The 22,692-nt window shown below is 44.4% G+C and carries 21 protein-coding genes and 1 pseudogene; 3 read left to right on the top strand and 19 right to left on the bottom strand.

What is annotated here, in order from left to right:
- Window positions 1-4 precede the first annotated feature (4 nt).
- From RTN07_RS00895 to RTN07_RS00905, 3 genes are all read right to left on the bottom strand, one after another.
- Window positions 5-619: an O-methyltransferase gene (locus RTN07_RS00895; RefSeq protein ID WP_312174873.1), complete on the bottom strand. Its 615-nt coding sequence runs from the start codon at window positions 617-619 to the stop codon at window positions 5-7.
- Window positions 620-629: 10 nt separating this feature from the next.
- The gene (trpS, locus tag RTN07_RS00900) at window positions 630-1,721 is read right to left on the bottom strand and encodes a tryptophan--tRNA ligase (RefSeq protein ID WP_312174874.1); all 1,092 of its coding nucleotides are present in this window, start codon (window positions 1,719-1,721) and stop codon (window positions 630-632) included.
- A 127-nt stretch (window positions 1,722-1,848) separates the two neighbouring features.
- On the bottom strand, window positions 1,849-2,838 hold the full coding sequence (locus RTN07_RS00905; RefSeq protein WP_312175391.1) for an LpxL/LpxP family acyltransferase: 990 nt from the start codon (window positions 2,836-2,838) through the stop codon (window positions 1,849-1,851).
- A gap of 483 nt (window positions 2,839-3,321) precedes the next feature.
- Here RTN07_RS00905 and RTN07_RS00910 point away from each other — a divergent pair, with 483 nt between their 5' ends.
- The 3 genes and pseudogenes from RTN07_RS00910 to RTN07_RS00920 all read left to right on the top strand — a co-directional run.
- The gene (locus RTN07_RS00910) at window positions 3,322-5,412 is read left to right on the top strand and encodes a carbon starvation CstA family protein (protein ID WP_409455431.1); all 2,091 of its coding nucleotides are present in this window, start codon (window positions 3,322-3,324) and stop codon (window positions 5,410-5,412) included.
- An 85-nt stretch (window positions 5,413-5,497) separates the two neighbouring features.
- A complete protein-coding gene (locus RTN07_RS00915; protein ID WP_007115971.1) occupies window positions 5,498-5,782 on the top strand; it encodes a YbdD/YjiX family protein in 285 nt (94 codons plus the stop codon).
- Between the two features lie 73 nt (window positions 5,783-5,855).
- Window positions 5,856-5,957 (top strand): annotated as a pseudogene (locus tag RTN07_RS00920) (hypothetical protein); the annotation flags it as partial.
- 124 nt (window positions 5,958-6,081) lie between these two features.
- Here RTN07_RS00920 and RTN07_RS00925 read toward each other — a convergent pair.
- The 16 genes from RTN07_RS00925 to ychF all read right to left on the bottom strand — a co-directional run bounded on the left by RTN07_RS00925 (window position 6,082) and on the right by ychF (window position 22,636).
- Window positions 6,082-6,609, bottom strand: coding sequence for an O-acetyl-ADP-ribose deacetylase (locus tag RTN07_RS00925; RefSeq protein ID WP_095355714.1), 528 nt, complete (start codon window positions 6,607-6,609; stop codon window positions 6,082-6,084).
- A 62-nt stretch (window positions 6,610-6,671) separates the two neighbouring features.
- The gene (locus tag RTN07_RS00930) at window positions 6,672-8,540 is read right to left on the bottom strand and encodes a monovalent cation:proton antiporter-2 (CPA2) family protein (RefSeq protein ID WP_312174877.1); all 1,869 of its coding nucleotides are present in this window, start codon (window positions 8,538-8,540) and stop codon (window positions 6,672-6,674) included.
- Window positions 8,541-8,558: 18 nt separating this feature from the next.
- Window positions 8,559-9,314, bottom strand: coding sequence for a hypothetical protein (locus RTN07_RS00935; protein ID WP_143351051.1), 756 nt, complete (start codon window positions 9,312-9,314; stop codon window positions 8,559-8,561).
- Between the two features lie 292 nt (window positions 9,315-9,606).
- Window positions 9,607-10,683 carry a cation diffusion facilitator family transporter gene (locus RTN07_RS00940; RefSeq protein ID WP_312174880.1) on the bottom strand — a complete coding sequence of 359 codons (1,077 nt, stop codon included), beginning with the start codon at window positions 10,681-10,683 and terminating at the stop codon, window positions 9,607-9,609.
- A 131-nt stretch (window positions 10,684-10,814) separates the two neighbouring features.
- Window positions 10,815-13,055 carry a primosomal protein N' gene (locus RTN07_RS00945; protein WP_312174882.1) on the bottom strand — a complete coding sequence of 747 codons (2,241 nt, stop codon included), beginning with the start codon at window positions 13,053-13,055 and terminating at the stop codon, window positions 10,815-10,817.
- Between the two features lie 151 nt (window positions 13,056-13,206).
- A complete protein-coding gene (locus RTN07_RS00950) occupies window positions 13,207-13,587 on the bottom strand; it encodes a Rid family detoxifying hydrolase (protein ID WP_099807772.1) in 381 nt (126 codons plus the stop codon).
- Between the two features lie 27 nt (window positions 13,588-13,614).
- Window positions 13,615-15,780: an HD domain-containing protein gene (locus RTN07_RS00955; protein ID WP_312175393.1), complete on the bottom strand. Its 2,166-nt coding sequence runs from the start codon at window positions 15,778-15,780 to the stop codon at window positions 13,615-13,617.
- A 368-nt stretch (window positions 15,781-16,148) separates the two neighbouring features.
- Window positions 16,149-16,415: a DNA-directed RNA polymerase subunit omega gene (gene rpoZ / locus RTN07_RS00960; protein ID WP_312174885.1), complete on the bottom strand. Its 267-nt coding sequence runs from the start codon at window positions 16,413-16,415 to the stop codon at window positions 16,149-16,151.
- 81 nt (window positions 16,416-16,496) lie between these two features.
- A complete protein-coding gene (locus RTN07_RS00965; protein WP_144917347.1) occupies window positions 16,497-16,931 on the bottom strand; it encodes a ClpXP protease specificity-enhancing factor in 435 nt (144 codons plus the stop codon).
- 25 nt (window positions 16,932-16,956) lie between these two features.
- Window positions 16,957-17,568 (bottom strand): glutathione S-transferase N-terminal domain-containing protein, encoded by a 612-nt coding sequence (locus RTN07_RS00970; protein ID WP_312174891.1) that lies wholly within the window; start codon window positions 17,566-17,568, stop codon window positions 16,957-16,959.
- A 172-nt stretch (window positions 17,569-17,740) separates the two neighbouring features.
- Window positions 17,741-18,454 (bottom strand): cytochrome c1, encoded by a 714-nt coding sequence (locus RTN07_RS00975; RefSeq protein WP_312174893.1) that lies wholly within the window; start codon window positions 18,452-18,454, stop codon window positions 17,741-17,743.
- A complete protein-coding gene (locus RTN07_RS00980; RefSeq protein ID WP_172823566.1) occupies window positions 18,454-19,671 on the bottom strand; it encodes a cytochrome b in 1,218 nt (405 codons plus the stop codon). Before RTN07_RS00980 ends, RTN07_RS00975 begins: the two co-directional genes overlap by 1 nt.
- A gap of 19 nt (window positions 19,672-19,690) precedes the next feature.
- Window positions 19,691-20,275, bottom strand: coding sequence for a ubiquinol-cytochrome c reductase iron-sulfur subunit (gene petA / locus RTN07_RS00985; RefSeq protein WP_007116512.1), 585 nt, complete (start codon window positions 20,273-20,275; stop codon window positions 19,691-19,693).
- Between the two features lie 250 nt (window positions 20,276-20,525).
- Entirely contained in the window at window positions 20,526-20,912 is a 387-nt protein-coding gene (gene rpsI / locus RTN07_RS00990) for a 30S ribosomal protein S9 (RefSeq protein ID WP_007116510.1), read from the bottom strand.
- 10 nt (window positions 20,913-20,922) lie between these two features.
- On the bottom strand, window positions 20,923-21,351 hold the full coding sequence (rplM, locus tag RTN07_RS00995; protein ID WP_007116509.1) for a 50S ribosomal protein L13: 429 nt from the start codon (window positions 21,349-21,351) through the stop codon (window positions 20,923-20,925).
- Window positions 21,352-21,544: 193 nt separating this feature from the next.
- Entirely contained in the window at window positions 21,545-22,636 is a 1,092-nt protein-coding gene (gene ychF, locus RTN07_RS01000; RefSeq protein ID WP_284034403.1) for a redox-regulated ATPase YchF, read from the bottom strand.
- Window positions 22,637-22,692: the final 56 nt, after the last annotated feature.

Below are 22,692 nucleotides of genomic sequence, written 5' to 3' on the forward strand. Positions count from 1 at the left end.
GTTATTAATCCTTTGATTGTTTAATTGCTAAAAACAATCCTGCCCCAATTGATAGGGTAGAGCACAGATAGTTGTTGTCCTGTTCAAAGGCTGACAAAAACGCTGTCACTTCATCGGCATGAGAAATCACATTATCGACAATCAGCATATCACCAAAGGTCAGTAACCGCTTAAAGTCAGCCACATAGTCACCATAAAACCTGCGCTCTGCATCCAAGAAAATCACATCAAAATGGGCGGTCGACTGACGTAAAAAATCCTTCGCATCGACTTGTTGTAGCGTGATATTGTGGTCAAACTGCAAGGTGCGCAGGTGGTTGCGAGCAGTTAGTAATCGCCACTCGTCGATATCAATCGAGGTCAACGTGGCACTATTCGCGGTATTGGCGCGATTGATTTGGGCTAACGCATAGCCTAGCCATAGCGTAGAATAGCCCGTTGATGTGCCGATTTCTAATATATTTTTAGCCCGCTTGCTGATAACCAGACTGGCAAGAAACTCGGCTGAATCAGGCTCAAGGTGGCGATGTCGGTTAAGACGGTTGGGCTGCGCATCGTCAAAGGCTTTATCGATTTGATAAAGCCTATCGGTATAGGCTTTAAAGTGTGCAAATGACATGAGTGACTCGTTATTTTTTGAGTTTAGCAAGGGGTTTGATACCAATGGCTTTTCGTACTTTTTCAAGGCGTTTGCGCGCATCACGGCGGGCTTTTTCTGCGCCCATTTGTAGGATTTCTTCCAATTCTTTTGGATTCGCCATCAATTCATTGTAACGAGCACGGAAAGGGGCAATTTCGCTGTTAATTTTTTCAAACAACACTTCTTTGGCATCCCCCCAACCGATACCTTGCTCAAAACGTTGACGCAGTAGTTGTTGTTCTTCCGCGCTAGCGAATGCACGATAAATCTCAAAAATCGTGGATTCATCGGGGTTTTTGGGTTCTTCTGGCAATTGTGAATTGGTGACAATACGCATGATGGCTTTTCGCAGCGCTTTTTCACCGTCTACTTGCGACTGATTTGATGAAGGGTCGCCAAATAACGGAATGGTATTGCCATAGCTTTTTGACATTTTACGACCATCAAGCCCCGTCAGTAGCGGCGTGTCATCATCTACCATCGCTTCGGGCAATACAAAAAGCGGTTTTTCTGGGTCACAATAGCGAAAATTAAAAGTACCTGCTATATCACGTGCCATCTCGATATGCTGGATTTGGTCTTTCCCCACAGGGACATGGGTGGCATTAAACATCAAAATATCCGCGGCCATTAGCACAGGATAACTAAATAATCCCATCGAAATGCCATAATCAGGGTCAGTGTCTGGCGTTTCACGGTTAGCATCTACGGCGGCTTTGTAGGCGTGCGCACGGTTCATCAAACCTTTAGCACAGTTACAGTTGAGCACCCAAGTTAGCTCCGGAATTTCGATAATGTCCGACTGGCGGTAAAACACCACGCGCTCAGGGTCGAGACCACACGCAAGCCACGTAGCGGCAATTGCCTTGGTCGAGGCATGAATCGCCTCAGGGTCATGGCATTTGATGAGTGCGTGCAAATCCGCCAAGAAAAAATAAGCGTCGCTTTCTCCCGTACTTGCGCCTTGTATCGCCGATTGTATGGCTGGGCGAATAGCACCGACATAGTTGCCAAGATGGGGAATACCACTGGTGGTAATACCCGTTAAAATGCGGCGCGGTGCGGCTGTTTTATCATTCATATTCAAAATTCCAAACAAAAGCAAAAAAAGTACAAAATAGGCAAAAAAATTGTCCGCTAGTATAGCGGGTTTTGACTACAAATTCATGCCAAAAATTGGCTGAGCCCTATGAGCCACATGAGCAAAATTAGCGGTAATAGCGGATACCAGTAGGCTGGGTTTTATAGCGCCGATGAAACCACATGTATTGGGTCGGGTCGATACGGATATAATTTTCTAATAGCTGATTGATGCGATTGGCATCCGCTAATTCATCTTCGGTTGGGTAGTTGTCAATGACAGGCGAGAAGATGATGTGATAATGCGGTTTGCGACCCTTTGGCATCTCATCCGGGGTTTCCCGATAAAAATGCAATATCATTACGGCAGGCGGATTGGCTTTATTGCCGAGTTTTGCCATACGACGTGGTGCGGTCAAAGTGGCAGCGGGTACCCCAAAAAAATCTGCCATCACGCCTTGTTTAAGTCCAAAATCTTGGTCGGGGGTGATCCATACCACATGGTTGTCTTTAAGATTTTTGGCAAAATGGCGCATATCGCGATGACTGATTTGGTCGCTATAAACCTTTGAGCGAGCATTAAAAATGAACCAATCAAGCAGTGCATTGTTTTGTGGTCGATACACCACATCCAGCGGGGTGAACATGGTGGTCAGCCGTCCACCCAAATCAAGCAAAGTCGAATGGATGCCGAGTAAAATCACCGCTTTACCTTGCGATTGGGCGTTTTTGACATGTTGCAGCCCTGATACAGTGACGCAGCGGGTAAATACATCCGGTCGATACCACGCACACAGACTTTCAAACACACCCACACCGGCATTGATAAAAATCTTCTCTGCCATCTCTAAACGCTGATCTTCGCTGAGCTCTGGAAACGCCAATGACAGATTGGTCAAAGTATCGGCTCGGCGACTCTTAATCAGTCCAAATAACAATTTTCCCAAAAAATGACCGATTTTAAATTGATAGCGCAGCGGCAAATAAATTAATGGCAAAATCAGCGCAACCCCCAGCCAAATCCCCCAATATTGCGGCAACAAAAACTGCCACTGAAAAGGCTTACGCGCTGTACGGTTATCTGATTGCAGTTTTTGCAACTCGCTCACCTTTGGCATGCCTTCAAGTGTTACGGTTGACTGATGTAGCAGATTGGCATCGACATTACTGGCACTATCATTACTGGCAGTATCAACCGTGGTCATTTTGGCTGTTGGGTCAAATATTTGCGGCTTATGATTTTGGGTTGGTTTCATAGGGTATGTTTCATAAAAAATACAGATATATAAAAAATGCAAAAAAAATATAGGCTGAGATGTATAGGCTTTTAAGCTGATTGGGTCATTATACCAAACAACGACGCAGGCTAAAGCCAGTAAATTTAGTATATATTGGGTAACAGTGATACATTGAATGACGAATAACCATTAATCCATGTTACAATTTGCAAAATATTACAAAAAACTAGCAATGATTATTTAACGTAATTACATGTTGATTTAGTTCCATTTAACACAATTGCTTTTTAACATACTTGCGTTTATCTCTATCCTAGGATGATCTTCATATAAAAAGGAGTTGACATGCAGACAAATTCCGCAATGACAAGTAACTCCCCCATGCTATCAAAGATAGTATGGTTACTTGTTGCAATTATTGGCGCAGTGGCATTAGGGACAATTGCCCTTCACCGCGGCGAAAGTATCAATGCCGTGTGGCTTGTTGCTGCTGCCGTGTGTTCGTATAGCATTGCTTATCGCTACTATAGCTTATTTATCGCCAAAAAAGTCTTTGAGCTCAATCCTCGCCGCGTGACACCGGCTCACCGCCTAAAAGATGGCTTAGATTATGTGCCTACCAATAAATACGTCTTATTTGGTCACCACTTTGCTGCGATTGCTGGGGCAGGCCCATTAGTCGGTCCTATCTTAGCGGCACAAATGGGTTATTTGCCAGGTACACTATGGCTCATCATTGGTGTGGTATTTGCAGGTGCGGTACAAGATTTTACTGTACTATTTATCTCGACCCGCCGTGATGGCAAATCACTGGGTGAAATGGCAAAAGACGAGCTGGGTACTTTTACGGGTATTACGGTGATGCTTGGTGCACTCGGCGTGATGGTCATCATTCTTGCAGTACTGGCACTGGTGGTGGTCAAGGCGCTAGCGCACAGTCCTTGGGGGCTATTTACCATCGCGGCAACGATTCCTATCGCGCTACTGATGGGCATCTACATGCGTTATTTACGCCCAGGTAAAATCATGGAAGTGTCTATCATCGGCTTTGTGTTGATGATGGCGGCGATTGTATTTGGTGGCGATATTGCCAAAGACCCTGCGATGGCTGAATTGTTTACCTTGACAGGTACCCAGCTGACTTGGGCATTGATGATTTATGGTGTGGTAGCATCGGTATTGCCTGTGTGGTTGCTGCTTGCGCCGCGTGATTATTTATCAACTTTTTTAAAAATAGGGGTGATTGTAGGTTTGGCACTGGCGATTGTCTTTACCATGCCAGAGTTAAAAATGCCTGCGGTTACCAAATTCATCGATGGTACGGGCCCCGTATTTAAAGGCGGGTTATTTCCGTTCTTGTTTATTACCATTGCTTGTGGTGCTATCTCTGGTTTTCACGCGTTGGTATCAAGTGGTACGACCCCAAAACTTGTGGATAATGAAGTGGATACTCGCGCCATTGGTTACGGTGGTATGCTCATGGAGTCGATGGTTGGTATCATGGCAATGATCTGTGCCACCATTCTTGACCCTGGTATGTACTTTGCGATTAATGCCCCAGCAGCGCTTTTAGGTACAACCCCAGAGACAGCGGCAGCCGCTATCCAAAAATTGGGGTTTGTAATTACCCCCGATGCGCTTACGACACTAGCGCAGCAAGTGGGTGAGAGCTCCATTATCTCACGGACAGGCGGTGCACCGACCTTTGCAATTGGGATGGCGCATATTCTATCGTCTATCTTTGGTAGTACCGCGATGATGGGGTTTTGGTATCACTTTGCGATTTTATTTGAAGCCTTGTTTATTTTGACTGCAGTCGATGCAGGGACGCGTGCTTGTCGTTTTATGGTACAAGACACCATTGGCATCGTGGTGCCATCGGTACGTGGCTCAACCAATCTCGGCGTGCATTTGCTTGCAACCTTGATTGCAGTCGCCGCTTGGGGCTTCTTTGTCTACCAAGGCGTCATTGATCCGCTTGGCGGCATTAACTCATTGTGGCCGCTATTTGGCATCGGCAACCAAATTTTGGCAGCCATGGCATTGACACTAGGTACCGCAGTTTTATTTAAAATGAAAAAACAAAAGTACGCTTGGGTCACTGTGGCACCCACGGTTTTCTTATTGATTACCTGTCTGACGGCAGGTTGGCAAAAAATCTTCCATGAAAACCCAGCGATTGGTTTCTTAGCGCAAGCGCACAAATACAGCGCCGCGATTGCCAAAGGTGAAGTGTTAAAACCTGCCAAAACCTTGGATGAGATGCAAACCATCGTATTCTCAAACTATGTGGATGCCGTGCTTTGTGGCTTCTTTATGATTGTGATGATTGTCATGATTTTCGGTACGATTCGCGCATTAACAAAAGCCTTGGCAAGTGATAAACCTACCGTGGTTGAAGGTGAGGCGATTTATGAAGATCCAAAACCCTTGAATATTTCTGCACCGCATTAGTGAAAAATTGACAGTGATTGCACTTATATTGTGCAATTGCTCGATTTTCACCAAAACCATGCTAGGCAGATAGAAGGAGCGTCACATGAGTAATAATGCGTTAATCGCCAACTTGATTAAAATGACCTTAAAAGCGCAAAAGGAGGTGATTTTTAGCCCAAAAAATATGACCCGCCTAATCACGTTGGTCAAACGAATGCAACAAAGCTTTCGTTTGATGGTCGGTGTCCCTGATTATGCCACCTACGTTAGCCATATGCAGGAGCAGCATCCTGACCTAGAGCCAATGGATGAAAAGACCTTTTTTCGCTACTGCGTCGATGCGCGCTACCCGAGTAATGGCGGTGGCATGAAGCGATGCCCTTGTTAATCAAAAAACATTAAAAAAACAGTCTAAAATTAGGCTGTTTTTTTATTAAACATTGAATTGTTAATTTTTGTAAATATTGGCAATGATTGTCGGCAAAAATGACCCAAGATTTATACACAATCGCCCGTTGGCAGGTCTGGTCGCAGTGGGTGTAGGCTCTGATATCATGCACCCTTAAGGCGGTTTATTGTTTCATTTTTCATGATTGCAAGTTGGCAGTCGCCCATGGATTTGGACATTACGTTCAGATACTGCTTTGCGATAGTCAAAGCTTCGCCATCATGTAAAATTTGCATATTTTAATTTTCGGGTTGGACTAAATTTAGATAAAGCTGATAATTTTCTGCATCAAAACAGACAAAGATAATGTCTTCAAATTCATGATTTTCGTTTTGTTTGACGAAATCTTTTACGGTGTTTACCGCAATTTGTGCGGCTTGTTGTTTTGGAAAACGATACACACCGGTTGAAATATTGGGAAAAGCAATGGTTTTAACGCCGTTTTGCTCAGCAAGTTTCAGCGACTCGGTGTAACAGCTTGCTAGTAGCGCTGACTCATTTGACTGTCCGCCATGCCAAACAGGTCCGACGGTGTGAATCACATATTTGGCGGGCAAATTCCCTGCAGGGGTAATCACGGCTTTGCCAGTAGGACAACCGCCTTGCTCATCATGAATCACTCGACAAGCCGCAAGTAGTGACGTGCCCGCTTTACGGTGAATAGCGCCATCAACCCCGCCACCACCGAGCAATGAATTGTTGGCAGCGTTGACAATCGCATCAACAGCTAGGGTCGTAATATCTTGTTGTACGACACGGATTTGCATGCTTGTACTCCTTATGATTTTTAACATTTTAAATGTTCGTTTCTTTTGATGGTTTGTTTGGGTTATTTTTTTGTTTGCGAGTAGGATTCATCAGCCAATTTTTCAAACCGCTCTTTTTCTTTATGGAGTTCATGTTTCGCGGTGGTCATATCGCTATCAAATAAGCTTTCGAGTTCTTGAATCGCCGATTGTGCTGAGGCAATCATCTCGGCTTCATCTTCATAGATGGCGCGCTGCCGTTCAATCAACGCGTCATCATAATCGCGGAACATTTGCACGGTTTTTCGTGCGGTTTTTGGCTCCATGCCCAATACTTCCAAGGTTTCGCGTGACATATCCAGCGAAGATAGGTAGGTTTCTCGCCAAATATACTTAACCCCCGCATCGCGCAAACGATAATAATGCTCACGGTTTTTGGCACGTGCCAAGATGGTCAGATGCGGATAATTGCGTACGGCATAATCGGCCACCGTTGCAGACAGCTCGATATCACCAATGGCAATAATAAAAACTTTGGCTCGTTGAAGTCCTGCTGCGCGTAGGATTTCAGGATTTTGGGGATTGCCATAGTATACTTGGTTACCAAATTTGCGGACGAAATCGACTTGGTTGGCAGATTTTTCAATCGCGGTAAATTCAATATTGTGCATGCGTAGCACACGACCGATGATTTGCCCGACACGTCCAAAGCCTGCAATCACCACTGCGTGCTCATGGTTGGGTATTTTGTCGTATTCTTTACTGGGCTTAGCTTTGGCAAATATCGGATTGCCAATTTTTTCCAGTAATAAAAATGCCAGTGGCGTCATTGCCATTGAGACAGTCACCACAAGGTTTAGAATATTTTGTTGTTCACGGGTTAACAGATGCTGGGCGGTCGCCACGCTAAACAGTACAAACGCAAATTCCCCGCCTTGCGCTAGCGTCACCCCAAGACGGATACTGCTTTCGTTTTTGTTGCCCATGAGCCGCGCAATGATTGTCAGCACCACAAACTTAATGAGCATCAGCAATACTGCCAAACCAATGATGAGAAAGGGCTTGGCGACAATTAATTTGACGTTGGTAAGCATGCCAACTGACATAAAAAACAGCCCAAGCAGCAACCCTTTAAATGGCTCAATACTTGCCTCTAACTCGTGGCGGTATTCGGAGTCAGCCAGTAGCACCCCGGTTAAAAATGCCCCAAGTGCCATTGACAAGCCTATATAATTCATCAATAGCGACACACCCAGTACGATAAATAACGCCGTGGCGGTGAGCAGCTCGGTGGCGTTACTAGAAGCTACAAACTTAAAGAAAGGACGTACCACAAACCGACTGACAAATATCATGCCAGCAAAAATACTGATGACTTTGGCAAAATAAATCCAATCGTAATTTTGCTCTTGCGCGCCCGACAAAAATGGCAATGCGGCAAGTAAAGGAATAACCGCGATATCTTGAAACAATAAAATAGTAAAGGCTTGCTGACCATGCGTGGTGGCAAGCTGCTTTTTTTCACCCAATAACTGCAACACAAACGCCGTTGATGACAGCGCCAAGCCAAAACCGATGACAAAGCTATTTGATAGCCGAATATCTAAAAAATACCACGATAGCAGCATCAGCACCACGCCCGTGACAATCACCTGCAGCCCGCCTAACACAAAAATCTGTTGCCTAAGTGCCCAAAGCCGAGAGGGCTGTAGCTCTAAACCAATAATAAATAATAGCAGCACGACCCCAAATTCAGAAAAATGCAGCAAGTCATCGGGGTTACCCGCAACTTTCAAAAAACTTGGACCCAGCAATAAGCCTGTAAACAAATAACCCAATACCGTGGCGATACCAAAACGCTTTGCAAGCGGTATCAAAATCACTGCCGTACCCAAAAAGATAGTTGCGTCAAGCATCATAGAACTATCAGCACTGGCAGCAAGCACAAACATACAAAACCTCAATTATTTTTAATTTTTGACAAAAATTTTCCAAATCCCGTTATCGGCAATTGCATTTTTATAGGCGTCATTGCGTTTCTTACGGGGAGTCTGCCGACTATCCACCACTTTAAAGTCTGCTAACGTTTGAATGACCAAACCTGTGCGATAAAAACGAATCCGTTCAGGCTCTAGCAATTCGCCTTTGGGATTGCGACAAAACACATAAGCACGTAAATCAATAAATTCACGATGCGCCACCAGCCGCACGTCTTCGCCTTTGGCTAAGGCATTTTCCATCGCCATCAACTGGGCATCCTCATACGGACCGCATTTTTCAACCAGTGCACCCACCGAGCCAAAATTTTTGGATTCTTTGGCTTTGGTACGGGTCAAATGCAGTTTTTGCACATGATAAATAAACTGCGGTATCTCAAGGCTTGCGGGTAATGGCAGATAATCAGGCGGCAATCCTGCCGAAGGATAAAATCCTTTGGCGCGGTCAATCAAAGCTTGCCAGGTTTGCTCATAGCTTTGCACCTCTGCCAAATTGCCTGCATAAATAGGCAAATCTTGAATTTGGGTCAGATAGGGCGGCGGAAAAAAATTATCCCGAAACTGGGTAATATCAGCTTGCAAGGTGGAAAGCAATAACTTGACCTGTTTTTTATGCGACTTTTCATCGACCAGCAATGCTGAGGGATTGCCATTATCTGAATTGTCTGAGCCATCAGATTGGGTGAGATGCAAGTTGGGTGCCACAAAAGGTGCAGAACGGTGTGTCATACGCGTTTACCTCCAGTAAGCTAATGATTGTTATATAGATTTAATAGAAACCTAATGTGGATATTAAATACAGATGTTTAATTATTTGGCAAACGTTTAGCAAGCGTTTAGCAAATAAGGCTTGCCACAGCAGCGTGCTGATTCATCCTAACATATTTAGCCTAAGTAATGCGCAAAATTAAGCAGTTAATCATAAGAAAAATTAAGCAAGCAAACAGCAAACCCCACAAAACAAAAACTAAAAACGCTGAACGGCAACATCGACTTTTTGCACTTCGGGTCAAAAATTCGGTTAGTGCGCGTGCGCGTGCGCATGGACAGGGGGTGTGCTGGTAATGTCACAATTAAACTGCGCGGAGTGCGCATGCAAATCACTCTCAAATTGAATGGTACTGTGCCCAATGCCTAAATGCTGTAACTCATGCTGTAAGTCTGATAATAGCGCATCAGTTTGCTGCAGGGTAAGCGAGCTTGGGACAATGATATGACAAGATAAACTATGTAAGCCGCTGGTAATCGTCCAGACATGTAAATCATGAACAGATAACACGTTTGGGTGGGCAGAGAGGGTGTTGATAATAACGCTTTGGTCAATATCATTGGGCGCGCCTTCCATCAAGATATGGGCGGCGTTTTTGACGACAGCATAGCCACTACGAACAATCAGTAGCGCCACCAAAATACTCACTGCCGCATCTGCCCACACCCAGCCAAACAGCATAATCACAATAGCAGCAATAATCGCAGCAACCGAGCCTAGCAAGTCACTTAATACATGTAAATAAGCGCTTTTCATATTGAGATTATCGGTATCACCACCGTGCATCAGTTTGGCGACCACCAAATTGACGATAAGCCCAATAGTACTGATAACTAGCATACCCGTGGTGGCGATTTGTGGCGGCTGCTGAAAACGCAGCACCGCTTCATAAATGATACCTGCACTGATAATCAGTAGCGTCAGACCATTGATGAGCGCAATCAAAATCTCAAAACGGCGATAGCCAAAAGTTTTATGGGAGGTAGCAGATTTTTTACCGATGATAAACGCAAACAAAGTCATGGCAAGTGACACCGCATCACTAAACATATGACCTGCATCTGATAACAACGCCAAACTGCCAGTAATATAACCGCCGATGACTTCAACAATCATATAGCTGGCAATGATGGCAAACGCTATCGTGACGATACGCTGATTATCGGTATGGCTGTGACTATGACTATGACTATGATTGTGGTCAGCGTTATCATGGCGGTGATTGTTGCCATGACCATGCGCATTAGGCTGATCATGATGCGGCACATGAGGGTCGTTAAGGTGCGCGCCAGTGGGCTGCTTTGAATCTTGAAGCGGTTGTGAGGTCATTGTTATTTACTTACACTAATTAATGGTAAAAATTAGCTAAATTGTAGCCCAATCAGCGACTTGAAAAAAGCCCATTTAAAGATCATCGTGAAATAAGCGCTTTAGCAAAAGCAATGGTTTTGCAAGTCAGGTTAAGACCAACTCATCGGATCAATGTCAATCGATAGTCTGGCATACTTTGCCGATGGCAACGCAATTGTCTGTCGCCACCAGTCTGACAATAGCTGCTGGCGAACGTGTCGTGTTTTGGTCAAAATTAATAAATGCGAGTGATAGCGACTGTTTTTCTTTGCCATCGGCGCATCCACCGGGCCATTAATGGCAATGCCCAAGGCTGTCATGTGCTGGCGTGATGGTAACAGCGCCATCGCTTGATGCAAAATTTGCTGATTGTTTTCTAACGATTTGCTTTCCACCCGTACTAAACAAGCGTAAGTCAATGGCGGCAATCCCAACATGCGCCGCTCAGCCAATAATTGCTGGGCGAAATTCAGATATCCTTCACGTACCAAAGTCAGTAACGCCGGATTTTCAGGTTGCAGGGTTTGTATCAGTACCAGACCTGCTTTATCGGCACGACCTGCACGACCTGCCACTTGGATAATCAGCTGGGCGGTATGCTCAGGCGAGCGAAAATCTGAGGATAAAAAACCACGGTCGGCATTGGGGATTGCCACCAACGTCACATTGGGGAAATGATGCCCTTTTGCCACCATTTGCGTGCCCACCAAAATGGCTTTGGGATTATCAGCAATACGCTGATACACTTGCTCCCAACTGTTTTTTTTACGCGTGGTATCGCGGTCAATCTGAATCACAGGCACATCGGGGAAAAGCTCAGTTAACCCTTCAACCATTCGCGCCGTACCCATGCCCACAGGGTCAAGATTGCTACTACCACAGCTGGGACAATGGTTCGGGATGGCTTGCTGCCAATCGCAGTGGTGGCATTTTAGCATTGCCACTGGCTGAAAATGCACTGTCAAATGCGCATCACAGCGCGGGCAGTCTGCTTGCCAACCGCAAGCATCACACAATAAGATGGGTGCGTAGCCACGACGGTTTAAAAATACCAATACTTGCTCGTCTTTATCCAACGTTTGCCGAATGGCTTGAATTAAGCTTTGTGCCAAACCGTTTTGCCATGCCTGCTGGCGCGCATCAATCAGCTGCATAGCGGCAGGTTTGGCATCGCCTGCACGCTGGGTCAAAGTAAGCTCGGTGAGTTTACCTTGTTGGACCAGATACAGGCTTTCAAGCGATGGCGTCGCGGTGCCCAAAATCACCGGACAATTAAGCTGAAACCCTCGATAGAGCGCCACGTCACTGGCGTGATAGCGCAGTGAGTCTTGCTGTTTGTAAGATTGGTCATGCGATTCATCGACAATAATCAGCCCTAAATTGGCAAATGGGTATAACACTGACGAACGGGTACCGATAATAATTTGCGCATAGCCCAGTCGGCATTGTTGCCAGCCATCAAGCCGCACGGTGTCATTAAGCCCCGAATGTAGCATTAATACTTGGGCGTCAAATCGTTCGGCAAATCGCTGTCTGGTCTGTGGGGTCAGCCCAATTTCTGGCACTAAGATAAGCACTTGTTTGCCTTGTGCCAGTACCGTTTGCATCACTTGCAAATACACTTCGGTCTTACCACTTCCGGTAATGCCATTGAGCAAAAAACCTTCATAGTGTGGCTGCTGGCAGGCGCGGCTGATTTTTTGCACCGCTTGTTGTTGCTGTAAATTTAAGCTAAGCGGCGTGGTGGCAAGCTTAGCAAGCTTGGGTAAAGACGGCATTTGATAAACAGGCGCCATTAGACCTTTTTGCTCAAATTTTTTTAAATAAGCGGGTTCGACACCGTTGTCTAATAGCGCAAACTCAGTTACAAGCTTTGTGTCATTGCTATGCGAATTACTATGCGAATTGCCATGCGAGTTGATGACCAATTCACATAAAGCAAATTGTTGGCGTTGTTTTTTGGCACTGGCGGAAAAATCCTCGTCAGTGGCATCGCGTAATTGTCGCCAACATAATTGTCGGTAGTCAAGCGTCATCCCTTGACGAATTAACGTCGGCAGCATGACAGAAAACACATCGCCAAGCGGATAGCAGTAATAAGCAGACAGCCAATAAGCGAGTTTTAGCAAGACCTCATCGACAATCGGCAGATCATCAAGTATGTCCAATACAGGTTTAATCGCATTTTGCGTAAGCTGACTGTGCTCAATATGCGCCACCACGATGCCGACCAATTTGCGCGCACCAAACGGTACTCGGACGCGGCAGCCAATCGCGGGCAACGCATCGCCCACAACGCGATAATCGAACACCGAATCAATGGGCACAGGTAAGGCAACTTGGATTAGCAAAACACACCTTTAAAAATTGTTGTAGGGTTAAATTATAGCCCAATTCTAGGCGTTAAACTGTGGTCAGATGGGCAAAAATTTGACATAAAAAAAGGCAAGTCTTGTAACTCACCTTCCATTTGAGCGGGTTAACATTCATCTAAAACCAAAATCAATCTAAAACCAAAATCGCTTCAATTTCGATCACCGCACCTTTTGGCAAGGCAGCCACTTGCACCGCGGCACGGGCAGGGTAAGGGGCAGACAAACGCGCCGCAAAAATCTCATTTAAGGCCGTAAAATCTGCCAAATCGGTGAGCGAAACATTAAACTTCACCACATTGGCTAACGAACCACCTGCGGCTTGGCAGATAGCCTCGATGTTTGACATGACTTGGTTGGCCTGATTGACAAAGCCATCGGCTAGGGTCATGGTATTTGGGTCGAGTCCGATTTGACCTGAAATATAGACAGTCTTATCAACCTTCACGGCTTGTGAATAAGTGCCTACCGCAGCAGGGGCATTGTCAGTATGAATGATGTCACGGCTCATATTATTTCCTATTACAGTATGATGGGTTTATAAAATATCTTTATTTTTTGGCGCAGACGTGTTTTGGCTCTGAGAAAGTAGCACTTCGTCATTCCATTGATACAGTCTTACAATATTGGGGTAGCCCAAGAAGGTGCGTAAACGCTGAATTAAGCTTGCAATCTGGGCACGGCTTTGCACCACCACAAACAGCAAGGTATAGCCATTACGCTGTTCAATATACTCAAAACCCGCCTGAGTATCACGTACAATAAAGATTAAATCGCTGATTTGCTCATCGGTCAGGTTTTGATTAATTTTTAGCGCGGCATCAAAATAAATACGCTTGGATATCTCATCCTCACTGTTAGACACTCGCCAATGTAGCGGAATCACTTGGTATTCATTGACACGGCGAATTTCATCAATTGAAAAACATTTATGTCGATGCACCACCAAGCCATTTTTTGAAATATGCCCGACAATCGGGTCGCCATACACAGGATGACAACAGCTGGAAAAATTCATCTCCATATTGGCGGCATCCGCAATCAAGCTTTGCGGTTGGTTAGCGGCATGGGCGCTGGCTTGGTTTTTAGCAAGCTGCTCTTGGGTCAATAAGCGCGAAACGGCAATCTGCGGTAGCAATTTACCTGTGGTAAACTCCGTAAAGAACGCACTTTTATCCTGTAAGCCACGCCAATCAAGTAGCAATTGCCATTGTTCATCACTCACATCAGCGAGTGAAAGATTTTGCGTTTTAAGCGCGCGCTCAAAGGCGGTTTTACCTTCGTGCTCTTTTTGCTCTGGATTTAAGCCTTTTAACCATTCAAACAAGGCACGCCGCGCTTTATTGGTTGCCACAAAACCCAGCCACTCCGCTTTTGGAATCGCATTGGGGTCGGTATGAATTTTGACCCTATTGCCGGTTTTCAAAATCGTACCCAGTTTGGCTTCTACGCCATTGATTTCAGCGCCGGTTGCACGGTTACCGATATGGGTACTGATAGTATAGGCGAAGTCAAGCGCTGTGGAGCCGCGCGGCAACTCATAAGCATCACCGTTTGGGGTATAGCAAATAATTTTACGTTCGTGAAGATAATCAATCAGTTTATCGACCACCGTCACCGCATCAGACGGCTGCTCTTCGATATCGCTTTCATTGTCGGCAATCAAGTTTTGCAGATTGCGTAGAGAGGCCTGAATTACCGACTGGCTAAGAGGCGATGCTGCTTCACCCATCAAAATCCCTAAACGGGTGGTTTTGAGCATGGTTTTAGTCAGAATGACCACTTTGATGGTATCATGGCCGTTTTTATAGGTAATGGTCAGTGCTTGGTTGCCCCCCGCACGCGGATGGCGGATATTGTCTTCGATACACTCAGGCGCAATTTGGTATTTATTGATAAAATACTTGGCGATTTGGTCGCAGTCTTCCACTTTATCCATGACCAGCATAAATTCATAATGCCACAGCAAATCGGTGATTTCGCCGCGGTTTTTAAAGAACTGGCGAAACAAAGTCACGCGATTATCGACATCTTTGACATAACCTTTAACATCCAGTCGGCTCAAAACGATATTTAAATAGTTATGAATAGCTTCTTGTTGAAAGGTGCGCCCCAAACCATGCTGCATAAGCTTATCGGATAACTTGTTATACATAGGCGCATTTAGGCTGCGATAACATAAAATCTCGATATAGTCGGCTAAATCATTCAGCCCAAGCGTACGAGCAAACGGCACATAAAAATCCAACGTTTCTTGTGCGGTTGCCTGTTGTTTTTTTTCAGGCACAGCTTCAATGGTGGTCATATTGTGCAAGCGGTCAGCCAATTTGACAATCAACACGCGCGGGTCTTCTAGCGTTGCGGTAATAATGCGGTAAAAAGTCGCGGCTTTATTGATGTGTTTTTCATTGGAGGATTTTAATTTGGTGACACCATTGACGATTTGCGCAACTGCCTTGCCAAACTCTCGGGTCAAATCTTCTTCAGTGGTAGGCGTATCTTCCACGGTATCATGCAAAATCGCCGCCACAATGGTATCGACATCCATGCGAAAACTACCCAAAATCTCCGCTACCGCCATAGGGTGGGTGATATAAGGCTCGCCAGATTTGCGTTTATCTTTGATATGGGCTTGGTCGCCAAAGGCACAGGCTTTGAGAACAATTTGCTGTTCGTCATCATCCAAATAATCCAATACACGCATTAGGTCAAACTGTGCAATATCCACATCAGGATGGCTTAATTTTGGTAAAGTTGATATATTCAAAAATGTGCCCTCAACGTACGATCGATAGGTTTAACCTGCTAAAAAATTCATATTGTCCTGGTCAGCAGTTAACTCTATCATAAAAAACGGTTGGATAAAAATAGCTGGTATCAAACCAGCTAAAGTTAGCAAAAACGTATTATAAAGATATCTTAATTATTCGCAAAATTACTGCGAATTGTCAAGCTAAGTTACATATAATTCCACGTTTCATTCCACGTTTAATTCAACTAAAAAGTCACCTAAAAAAGGTGACTTTTTATAAAATAATAGTCGCTAACTAGTAACAGTGGCTTAAGCTACCATTAGAATCCATGACCACTTGAAATGCTCAAATCAACATGGTGAAATTTGTTAGGCAATTCGCGCTCAGGTTGATTTAAAATCTCTTTAGTCACCAGTCCATCAGCGATTTCGCGTAGGGCAAGTACGGTTGGTTTATCATTTTCACGCTCAACCATAGGTTCTGATACACCGCGTGCGATTTGGCGCGCACGTTTACTGGCAATAAGAATCAAATCAAAACGGTTGTGGATATTTTCTAGACAATCTTCTACAGTGACACGTGCCATGACTATGGTTATCCTATTCAAAACTAAAAAAGTAATTGATTATTTTAACAAAATTAAACCCATATTGCCAGTGACAATGCACTAATCCAAGATTTTTAACCCTGCTTTGTTCTCACGTTTTGGACGTTGTGCGTCGGTGGACTCTGCTGGTTGACTGGCATTGATTTCAGATTGCGGCACATTATCGTATTCCGTTGGGTCAAAGAACATGCCTTGTGAATTTTCTCTGGCATAAATCCCCATCACCGCTTGCATCGGTACCCATAATTCTTGCGAAACACCGCCAAATCGCGCATGAAAATGAATAAAATCATTATTAATGACCAAATTACCTGTGGCACGGCTGGCGATATTAAGTACGATACGACCATCTTGCACATATTCGACAGGCACCGTGACATTGGGCTGTGTCGTATCGACCATGATATGTGGGGTCAGGTTATTGTCTTCAAGCCATTCAAAAATAGCGCGTACCATATAAGGGCGAGTCGGGGTGAGTTGAAAGTCGTTTTCCATGGTGATTCTCTTATTTTAATGATTACTATTTTAAACTGGTTTTAAAGGTTGGGCGATTAAACATCCGCTCCATATATTGATACAACGGACGGCACAGGTGCAGCGGCAATTCAATACCCATGGGTTTTAAGCGATATAAAATCGATGACAAAATACAATCACATACACCCATAGTATCTGAAAGAAAAAAAGCTTTATGGGCAAACAGCGGCGCTATGGTAACAAGAGATTCAGTCAGTTGTTTTCTTGCCATCTTTGCTTGATTGACATCTAAGGTATCCTTATGGGTCAATAGCGTATCTGCCAATTTAATCCAATCTTTCTCAATGCGCCACCATAATTGACGGTATTGTGCCTTTTCAATCGGATTTTCTGGTAGTAGTTTGTTCTGATGATAGCGATCTTCAAGGTATTCAAAAATAATGCGATTGTTATATAAAATCAATTCACGATGAATGAATACCGGCAGCGTGTTGTAAGGGTTGATATCAGGTAAATCTTCGGCAAAATCCTCATCATCACGAATGTTCGTCTCGCTAAATTCTATTTTTTTCTCAAGTAAAACCAGTCTTAATTGGTGACTTAGGTAGCCATCATCGGCATAAATCAACGGGGTGTTCGAAGTAGGGGTCAACATAGTTAAAAATAATAAGCTGTATCAGCGTAAAGGGTAAGCCTAGCTTAAAATGACTGAATTAGCAATAACTGTGAAAGTTATCGTAGCAACCAAGCAATAAATGCGCATAAAAAAAGGCAGCCTAAGCTACCTTTTCTTATATCAACCATTAGTTAATTTTTTGTATCAACGCTTATTTAACGTCTTTCCAGAATTCTTTATTGAGTAAGTACACTGGAATTAATAACGCAAGTAAGAATAAAATGACCCAAAAACCATAGACTTTACGTTGGTGCGCTTGCGGCTCTGCCATCCACGCCATAAAGTTGACGATATCACCAATGTTACGACGATATTCTTCTTTTGAGGTATTCATTTGCATATCATGAAGGACGAACGGCATGGCAACATTCGGCAGTACGATATTGTTGGCACCCCAAGGACGACTTGGATCTTCATAGAAGGCTAACAAGTACGTATAAACCCAATCATTACCACGAAGGCGCGTCTCAAGTGACAAATCAGGTGGCTGCGCACCAAACCATGCTTTTTGAAGCTCTGGGTCAACGCCTGCATTGATATGGTCACCGACTTGGTCAGTGGTCAGCATCAAGTATTTTTCCACCAACTCTTTTGGAATGTCCAAGTCTTTGTACATTTTTGAGTAGCGAACATACTGTGCTGAGTGACAGCCCGCACAGTAACTCATGAATAATGAGGCACCACGTTGAATCGACGCTTTATTGGTCAAATCTACAGGGGCTTTTTCACATGCCAAATGCGCGTCTTTACCCTCAACTGTTTTGTAGGTGCCACAGCCGCCTTCGCTAGCTTGTGCGGCTGTCGCGCCCAAACCTAGTGCAACTGTCAAACCCAATCCAGCAACTAATTTTTTAACCGCTTTCATTAGTGACCTCCAGTTACACGTTCAGGTGGCTGTTTGCAAGTTTCAATCGATGTATAGATTGGCATTAGCAAGAAAAACAAGAAATACAAAATAGTACAAATACGTGCCACAAGCGTTGCGGTATCACTTGATGGAATTACCCCTAAGTAACCTAAGATCAAGAAACTAACAACAAAGATAGCAAGTGCGATTTTTGACAACATACCTTTATAACGCATTGAACGCACAGGCGATTTGTCTAACCAAGGCAATACAAATAAAATAGCAATTGATGCTGCCATCACAATAACACCCGGCAGGGCTGAACCAAACATAGACGGAGTTGCACGTAACATCGCATAAAAAGGCGTATAGTACCAAACAGGGGCAATGTGAGCAGGTGTTTTAAGTGGGTTTGCTGCTTCAAAGTTTGGTGGCTCAAGGAAGAAACCGCCGCCTTCTGGGAAGAAGAATACCACGGTAAAGAAAATGATAAAGAATACCACGATACCAATCATATCATGCACAGTGTAGTACGGGTGGAAAGCCACGCCATCAAGGGGTACACCATTTTTATCTTTAAGTTTTTTGATATCGATACCATCTGGGTTATTAGAACCAACATGGTGCAATGCTACCAAGTGAACAAATACCAGACCCACTAAAATCAAAGGAATCGCAACAACGTGCAAGGCGAAGAAACGGTTTAAGGTAATACCCGAGATGATATAGTCACCTTTTACCCATTCTCCCAATGCATCACCAATAAATGGAATCGCGGCTGGTAAATTTAAAATAACCTGCGCACCCCAGAAAGACATATTACCCCAAGGTAATAAGTAACCGAAGAAACCTTCTGCCATTAAGCACAGATAGATACCCATACCGATGAGCCAAACCAGTTCACGGGGTTTTTGGTATGAACCATACAACAAGCCACGGAACATATGCAGATACACGACCACGAAGAATGCCGAGGCACCAGTGGAGTGCATATAACGGATTAACCAACCACCTTGTACATCACGCATAATGTATTCTACAGAAGCAAATGCGCCTTCTGCACTTGGGTTGAACATCATGGTTAGCCAAATACCCGTCACTAACTGATTGACCAATACCACCATTGATAATACGCCAAAGAAGTACCAAAAGTTGAAATTCTTTGGTGCGTAATACTTTGACATATGGTATTCATAAGTTTCTGTCGCTGGAAAGCGCGCATCCACCCAATGCATAAATTTCTTTGCACTCATATTATGCCCCCACCGTTAAGATAGTACCGCTGATGCTATACTCAGGAACTGGCAAATTACGAGGCGCAGGTTGACCCTTAAAAACACGTCCAGCTAAGTCATACTTTGAGCCGTGACAGGGGCATAAAAATCCGCCAACCCAGCTGCTGCCACCCAAATCTGCTGCGCCGACATCAGGACGATAACCTGGTGCACAACCTAAGTGAGTACAAACCCCTTCACACACTAGAACTTCACTATTGTCTTTTGAGCGGCTATTATTTTTGCAGTAGTCAGGTTGTAATGAACCTTCTGATTTTGGATCGGCAAGTGATGATTCTACTTTTGATAAATTATCCATCATCTCTTTGGTACGTTTGACAAGATAAATCGGTTTACCACGATATTTGATAACAATCATTTGTCCTGCTTCGAGTTTGCTTAGGTCTTGGCTAACAGGTGCGCCCGCAGCTTCTGCTTTTGCACTTGGATACCATGAACGCACAAACGGCGTAGCAATAGCAGCGACACCGACTGCGCCCATAGCGGCAGTGGATGCGATTAAAACTCTTCGACGCTTAACGTCGACGCCTTCGGCATGGCTCATTAAGAACTCCTCCAGATTAATGAAGTGGGTAACCATATTCCCACACTGGGTTTGTGGCTATTGTAAATCAGTTGTTACAGAATTGCCACCTTAGCTGTGCCTAAATTACGCTAATTTTGCTATTTTATGCTATTTTTGCAATAAAATAAATTACCTAAGGTAAATAAAAAAGACCCTTGCGGTAAACAAGAGTCTTTTTTGTAAACGCCAAAAAACGCGGTCAATACGAGAATTTCGACCACGAAAAATATTAACGTTTTGAGAATTGGGGACGTTTACGTGCTTTACGTAAGCCCAATTTTTTACGTTCAACTTCACGCGCGTCACGAGTGACAAAGCCCGCTTCTTTAAGCGCTGGTTTTAAAGTTTCGTCTGACTCGATCAATGCACGGGTGATACCGTGGCGAATCGCGCCCGCTTGACCATTGATACCGCCACCTTTTACAGTCACATAAATATCATATTTGCTAGCGGCATCCAGTAATTCTAAAGGTTGACGAACAACCATTACTGATGTTTCACGACCAAAGTATTGATCAAGTGGCTTACCATTGACGACGATGTTACCTGTACCCGCAGATAAGAACACACGAGCTGTTGAAGTTTTACGACGACCTGTACCGTAATTGCGTTCCATGTGTTACTCCTTAGATATCTAATACTTGAGGTTGTTGAGCAGTATGAGGATGCTCAGTACCTGAGTAAACTTTTAACTTTTTAATCATCGCATAGCCCAATGGGCCTTTTGGCAACATACCTTTAACCGCTTTGTTAAGTACGTCAGCAGGTTTGTGTGCGATAAGTTTGGTAAAGTTAGTCTCTCTGATACCACCTGGGTAACCGGTGTGACGGTAGTATTTTTTGTCTTGCGCTTTTTTACCAGTCACGGCAACTTTCTCAGCATTAATCACAACGATATAATCGCCTGTGTCAACGTGAGGGGTGTAAGAAGGCTTATGCTTGCCACGTAAGCGTGATGCGATTTCGCTCGCCAAGCGACCTAATGTTTTACCTTCAGCGTCGACGATGTACCAATCGTGTGTCACTTCATGTGGTTTAGCACTGATAGTTTTCATGTTTAAAAACCTTTTTGAGTTAATAGTTGAGAGTGAGTGTCTGGGAAACGAGGGCTCTCAAAATTACGAACGCATATTATAGGGATTAAGATAGTGACTTGCAATACAAGTCAAGCATTTTTAAAAAATAAACTTGCAAAAAATAGGCAACTAAAATTGCCTATTTGTATGAATCGGCATATCAGTGCAAAATTTAGACATTAAATCTAAAGTGCATCACATCGCCATCTTGCACGATGTAGGTTTTACCTTCGAGGCGAGATTTACCTGCCGCTGCCGCGCCTTTTTCACCGTTGTATTCAATAAAATCATCAAACGCAATCACTTCGGCACGGATAAAACCACGCTCAAAGTCGGTATGAATCACGCCTGCTGCTTCTGGGGCAGTCGCACCGACTTTGACCGTCCAAGCGCGCACTTCTTTGACCCCTGCAGTAAAATACGTTTGCATATTAAGCAGCTCGTAACCTGCGCGAATCACACGGTCAAGCCCTGCCTCAGTCATACCCATACTTTCTAAAAACTCTTGTTTTTCATCGTCATCCAGTTGGGCGATTTCAGATTCGATTTGGTTGCATAGCGCGACCACCAACGCATTATCTTTTGCCGCAAATTCCCGTACTTGGTCAAGATAAGGATTGTTGTCAAAGCCATCCTCGCTCACGTTGGCAATATACATGGTCGGTTTTAGGGTGATTAAACCATAACTGCGGATGATTTTTTTCTCATCCTCGTCCAGATTTGCCATGCGCGCCGGCTTACCATCGGCTAAAAATGGCTCAATTTTGTTAAACACATCCAGCATGGCTTTGGCGTCTTTATCACCGCCTTTGGCTTTTTTACCGACATTGATAATCGCACGGCTCACTGCTTCAAGGTCAGCTAGGGCAAGCTCGGTGTTGATGGTTTCGATATCGGATAATGGGTTGACGCGTCCATCGACGTGAATCACGTTGTCATCATCAAAGCAGCGTACCACATGGGCAATCGCATCGGTTTCACGGATATTGGCTAAGAACTGATTACCCATGCCTTCGCCTTTGGAGGCGCCTGCCACTAGACCGGCAATATCCACAAATTCCATTGAGGTGGGCACAACGCGCTCAGGCTTGACGATATCGGCAAGTTGTTTGAGACGTGGGTCGGGTACAGGCACAATCCCAGTATTGGGATCTTTGGTACAAAACGGGAAGTTTTCTGCCGCAATCCCAGCTTTGGTCAATGCGTTAAACAGGGTTGATTTACCAACATTTGGCAGTCCGACGATACCACAATTAAAGCCCATACAATGCTCACTAAATAAAGGGTTAGTTAAATTTGTTGCATTATAACAACTTAGTC

This window comes from Moraxella sp. CTOTU46934 (genome assembly GCF_031979465.1).
GTDB classification, from domain to species: domain Bacteria; phylum Pseudomonadota; class Gammaproteobacteria; order Pseudomonadales; family Moraxellaceae; genus Faucicola; species Faucicola tetraodonis.

Excerpts from the sequence above, each read along its gene's own strand:
- RTN07_RS00915 (WP_007115971.1), top strand. The coding sequence starts at position 5,498 with ATGAGTAATAATGCGTTAATCGCCAACTTGATTAAAATGACCTTAAAA.
- RTN07_RS00940 (WP_312174880.1), bottom strand. The coding sequence starts at position 10,683 with ATGACCTCACAACCGCTTCAAGATTCAAAGCAGCCCACTGGCGCGCAC.
- RTN07_RS00970 (WP_312174891.1), bottom strand. The coding sequence starts at position 17,568 with ATGTTGACCCCTACTTCGAACACCCCGTTGATTTATGCCGATGATGGC.
- RTN07_RS00895 (WP_312174873.1), bottom strand. The coding sequence starts at position 619 with ATGTCATTTGCACACTTTAAAGCCTATACCGATAGGCTTTATCAAATC.
- petA (WP_007116512.1), bottom strand. The coding sequence starts at position 20,275 with ATGAGCCATGCCGAAGGCGTCGACGTTAAGCGTCGAAGAGTTTTAATC.
- RTN07_RS00935 (WP_143351051.1), bottom strand. The coding sequence starts at position 9,314 with ATGACACACCGTTCTGCACCTTTTGTGGCACCCAACTTGCATCTCACC.
- RTN07_RS00905 (WP_312175391.1), bottom strand. The coding sequence starts at position 2,838 with ATGCCAAAGGTGAGCGAGTTGCAAAAACTGCAATCAGATAACCGTACA.
- RTN07_RS00950 (WP_099807772.1), bottom strand. The coding sequence starts at position 13,587 with ATGAGCCGTGACATCATTCATACTGACAATGCCCCTGCTGCGGTAGGC.
- rpoZ (WP_312174885.1), bottom strand. The coding sequence starts at position 16,415 with ATGGCACGTGTCACTGTAGAAGATTGTCTAGAAAATATCCACAACCGT.
- rpsI (WP_007116510.1), bottom strand. The coding sequence starts at position 20,912 with ATGGAACGCAATTACGGTACAGGTCGTCGTAAAACTTCAACAGCTCGT.
- RTN07_RS00955 (WP_312175393.1), bottom strand. The coding sequence starts at position 15,780 with ATGCGTGTATTGGATTATTTGGATGATGACGAACAGCAAATTGTTCTC.
- RTN07_RS00980 (WP_172823566.1), bottom strand. The coding sequence starts at position 19,671 with ATGCATTGGGTGGATGCGCGCTTTCCAGCGACAGAAACTTATGAATAC.
- trpS (WP_312174874.1), bottom strand. The coding sequence starts at position 1,721 with ATGAATGATAAAACAGCCGCACCGCGCCGCATTTTAACGGGTATTACC.
- RTN07_RS00925 (WP_095355714.1), bottom strand. The coding sequence starts at position 6,609 with ATGCAAATCCGTGTCGTACAACAAGATATTACGACCCTAGCTGTTGAT.
- RTN07_RS00930 (WP_312174877.1), bottom strand. The coding sequence starts at position 8,540 with ATGTTTGTGCTTGCTGCCAGTGCTGATAGTTCTATGATGCTTGACGCA.
- RTN07_RS00910 (WP_409455431.1), top strand. The coding sequence starts at position 3,322 with ATGACAAGTAACTCCCCCATGCTATCAAAGATAGTATGGTTACTTGTT.
- rplM (WP_007116509.1), bottom strand. The coding sequence starts at position 21,351 with ATGAAAACTATCAGTGCTAAACCACATGAAGTGACACACGATTGGTAC.
- RTN07_RS00975 (WP_312174893.1), bottom strand. The coding sequence starts at position 18,454 with ATGAAAGCGGTTAAAAAATTAGTTGCTGGATTGGGTTTGACAGTTGCA.
- RTN07_RS00965 (WP_144917347.1), bottom strand. The coding sequence starts at position 16,931 with ATGGAAAACGACTTTCAACTCACCCCGACTCGCCCTTATATGGTACGC.
- ychF (WP_284034403.1), bottom strand. The coding sequence starts at position 22,636 with ATGGGCTTTAATTGTGGTATCGTCGGACTGCCAAATGTTGGTAAATCA.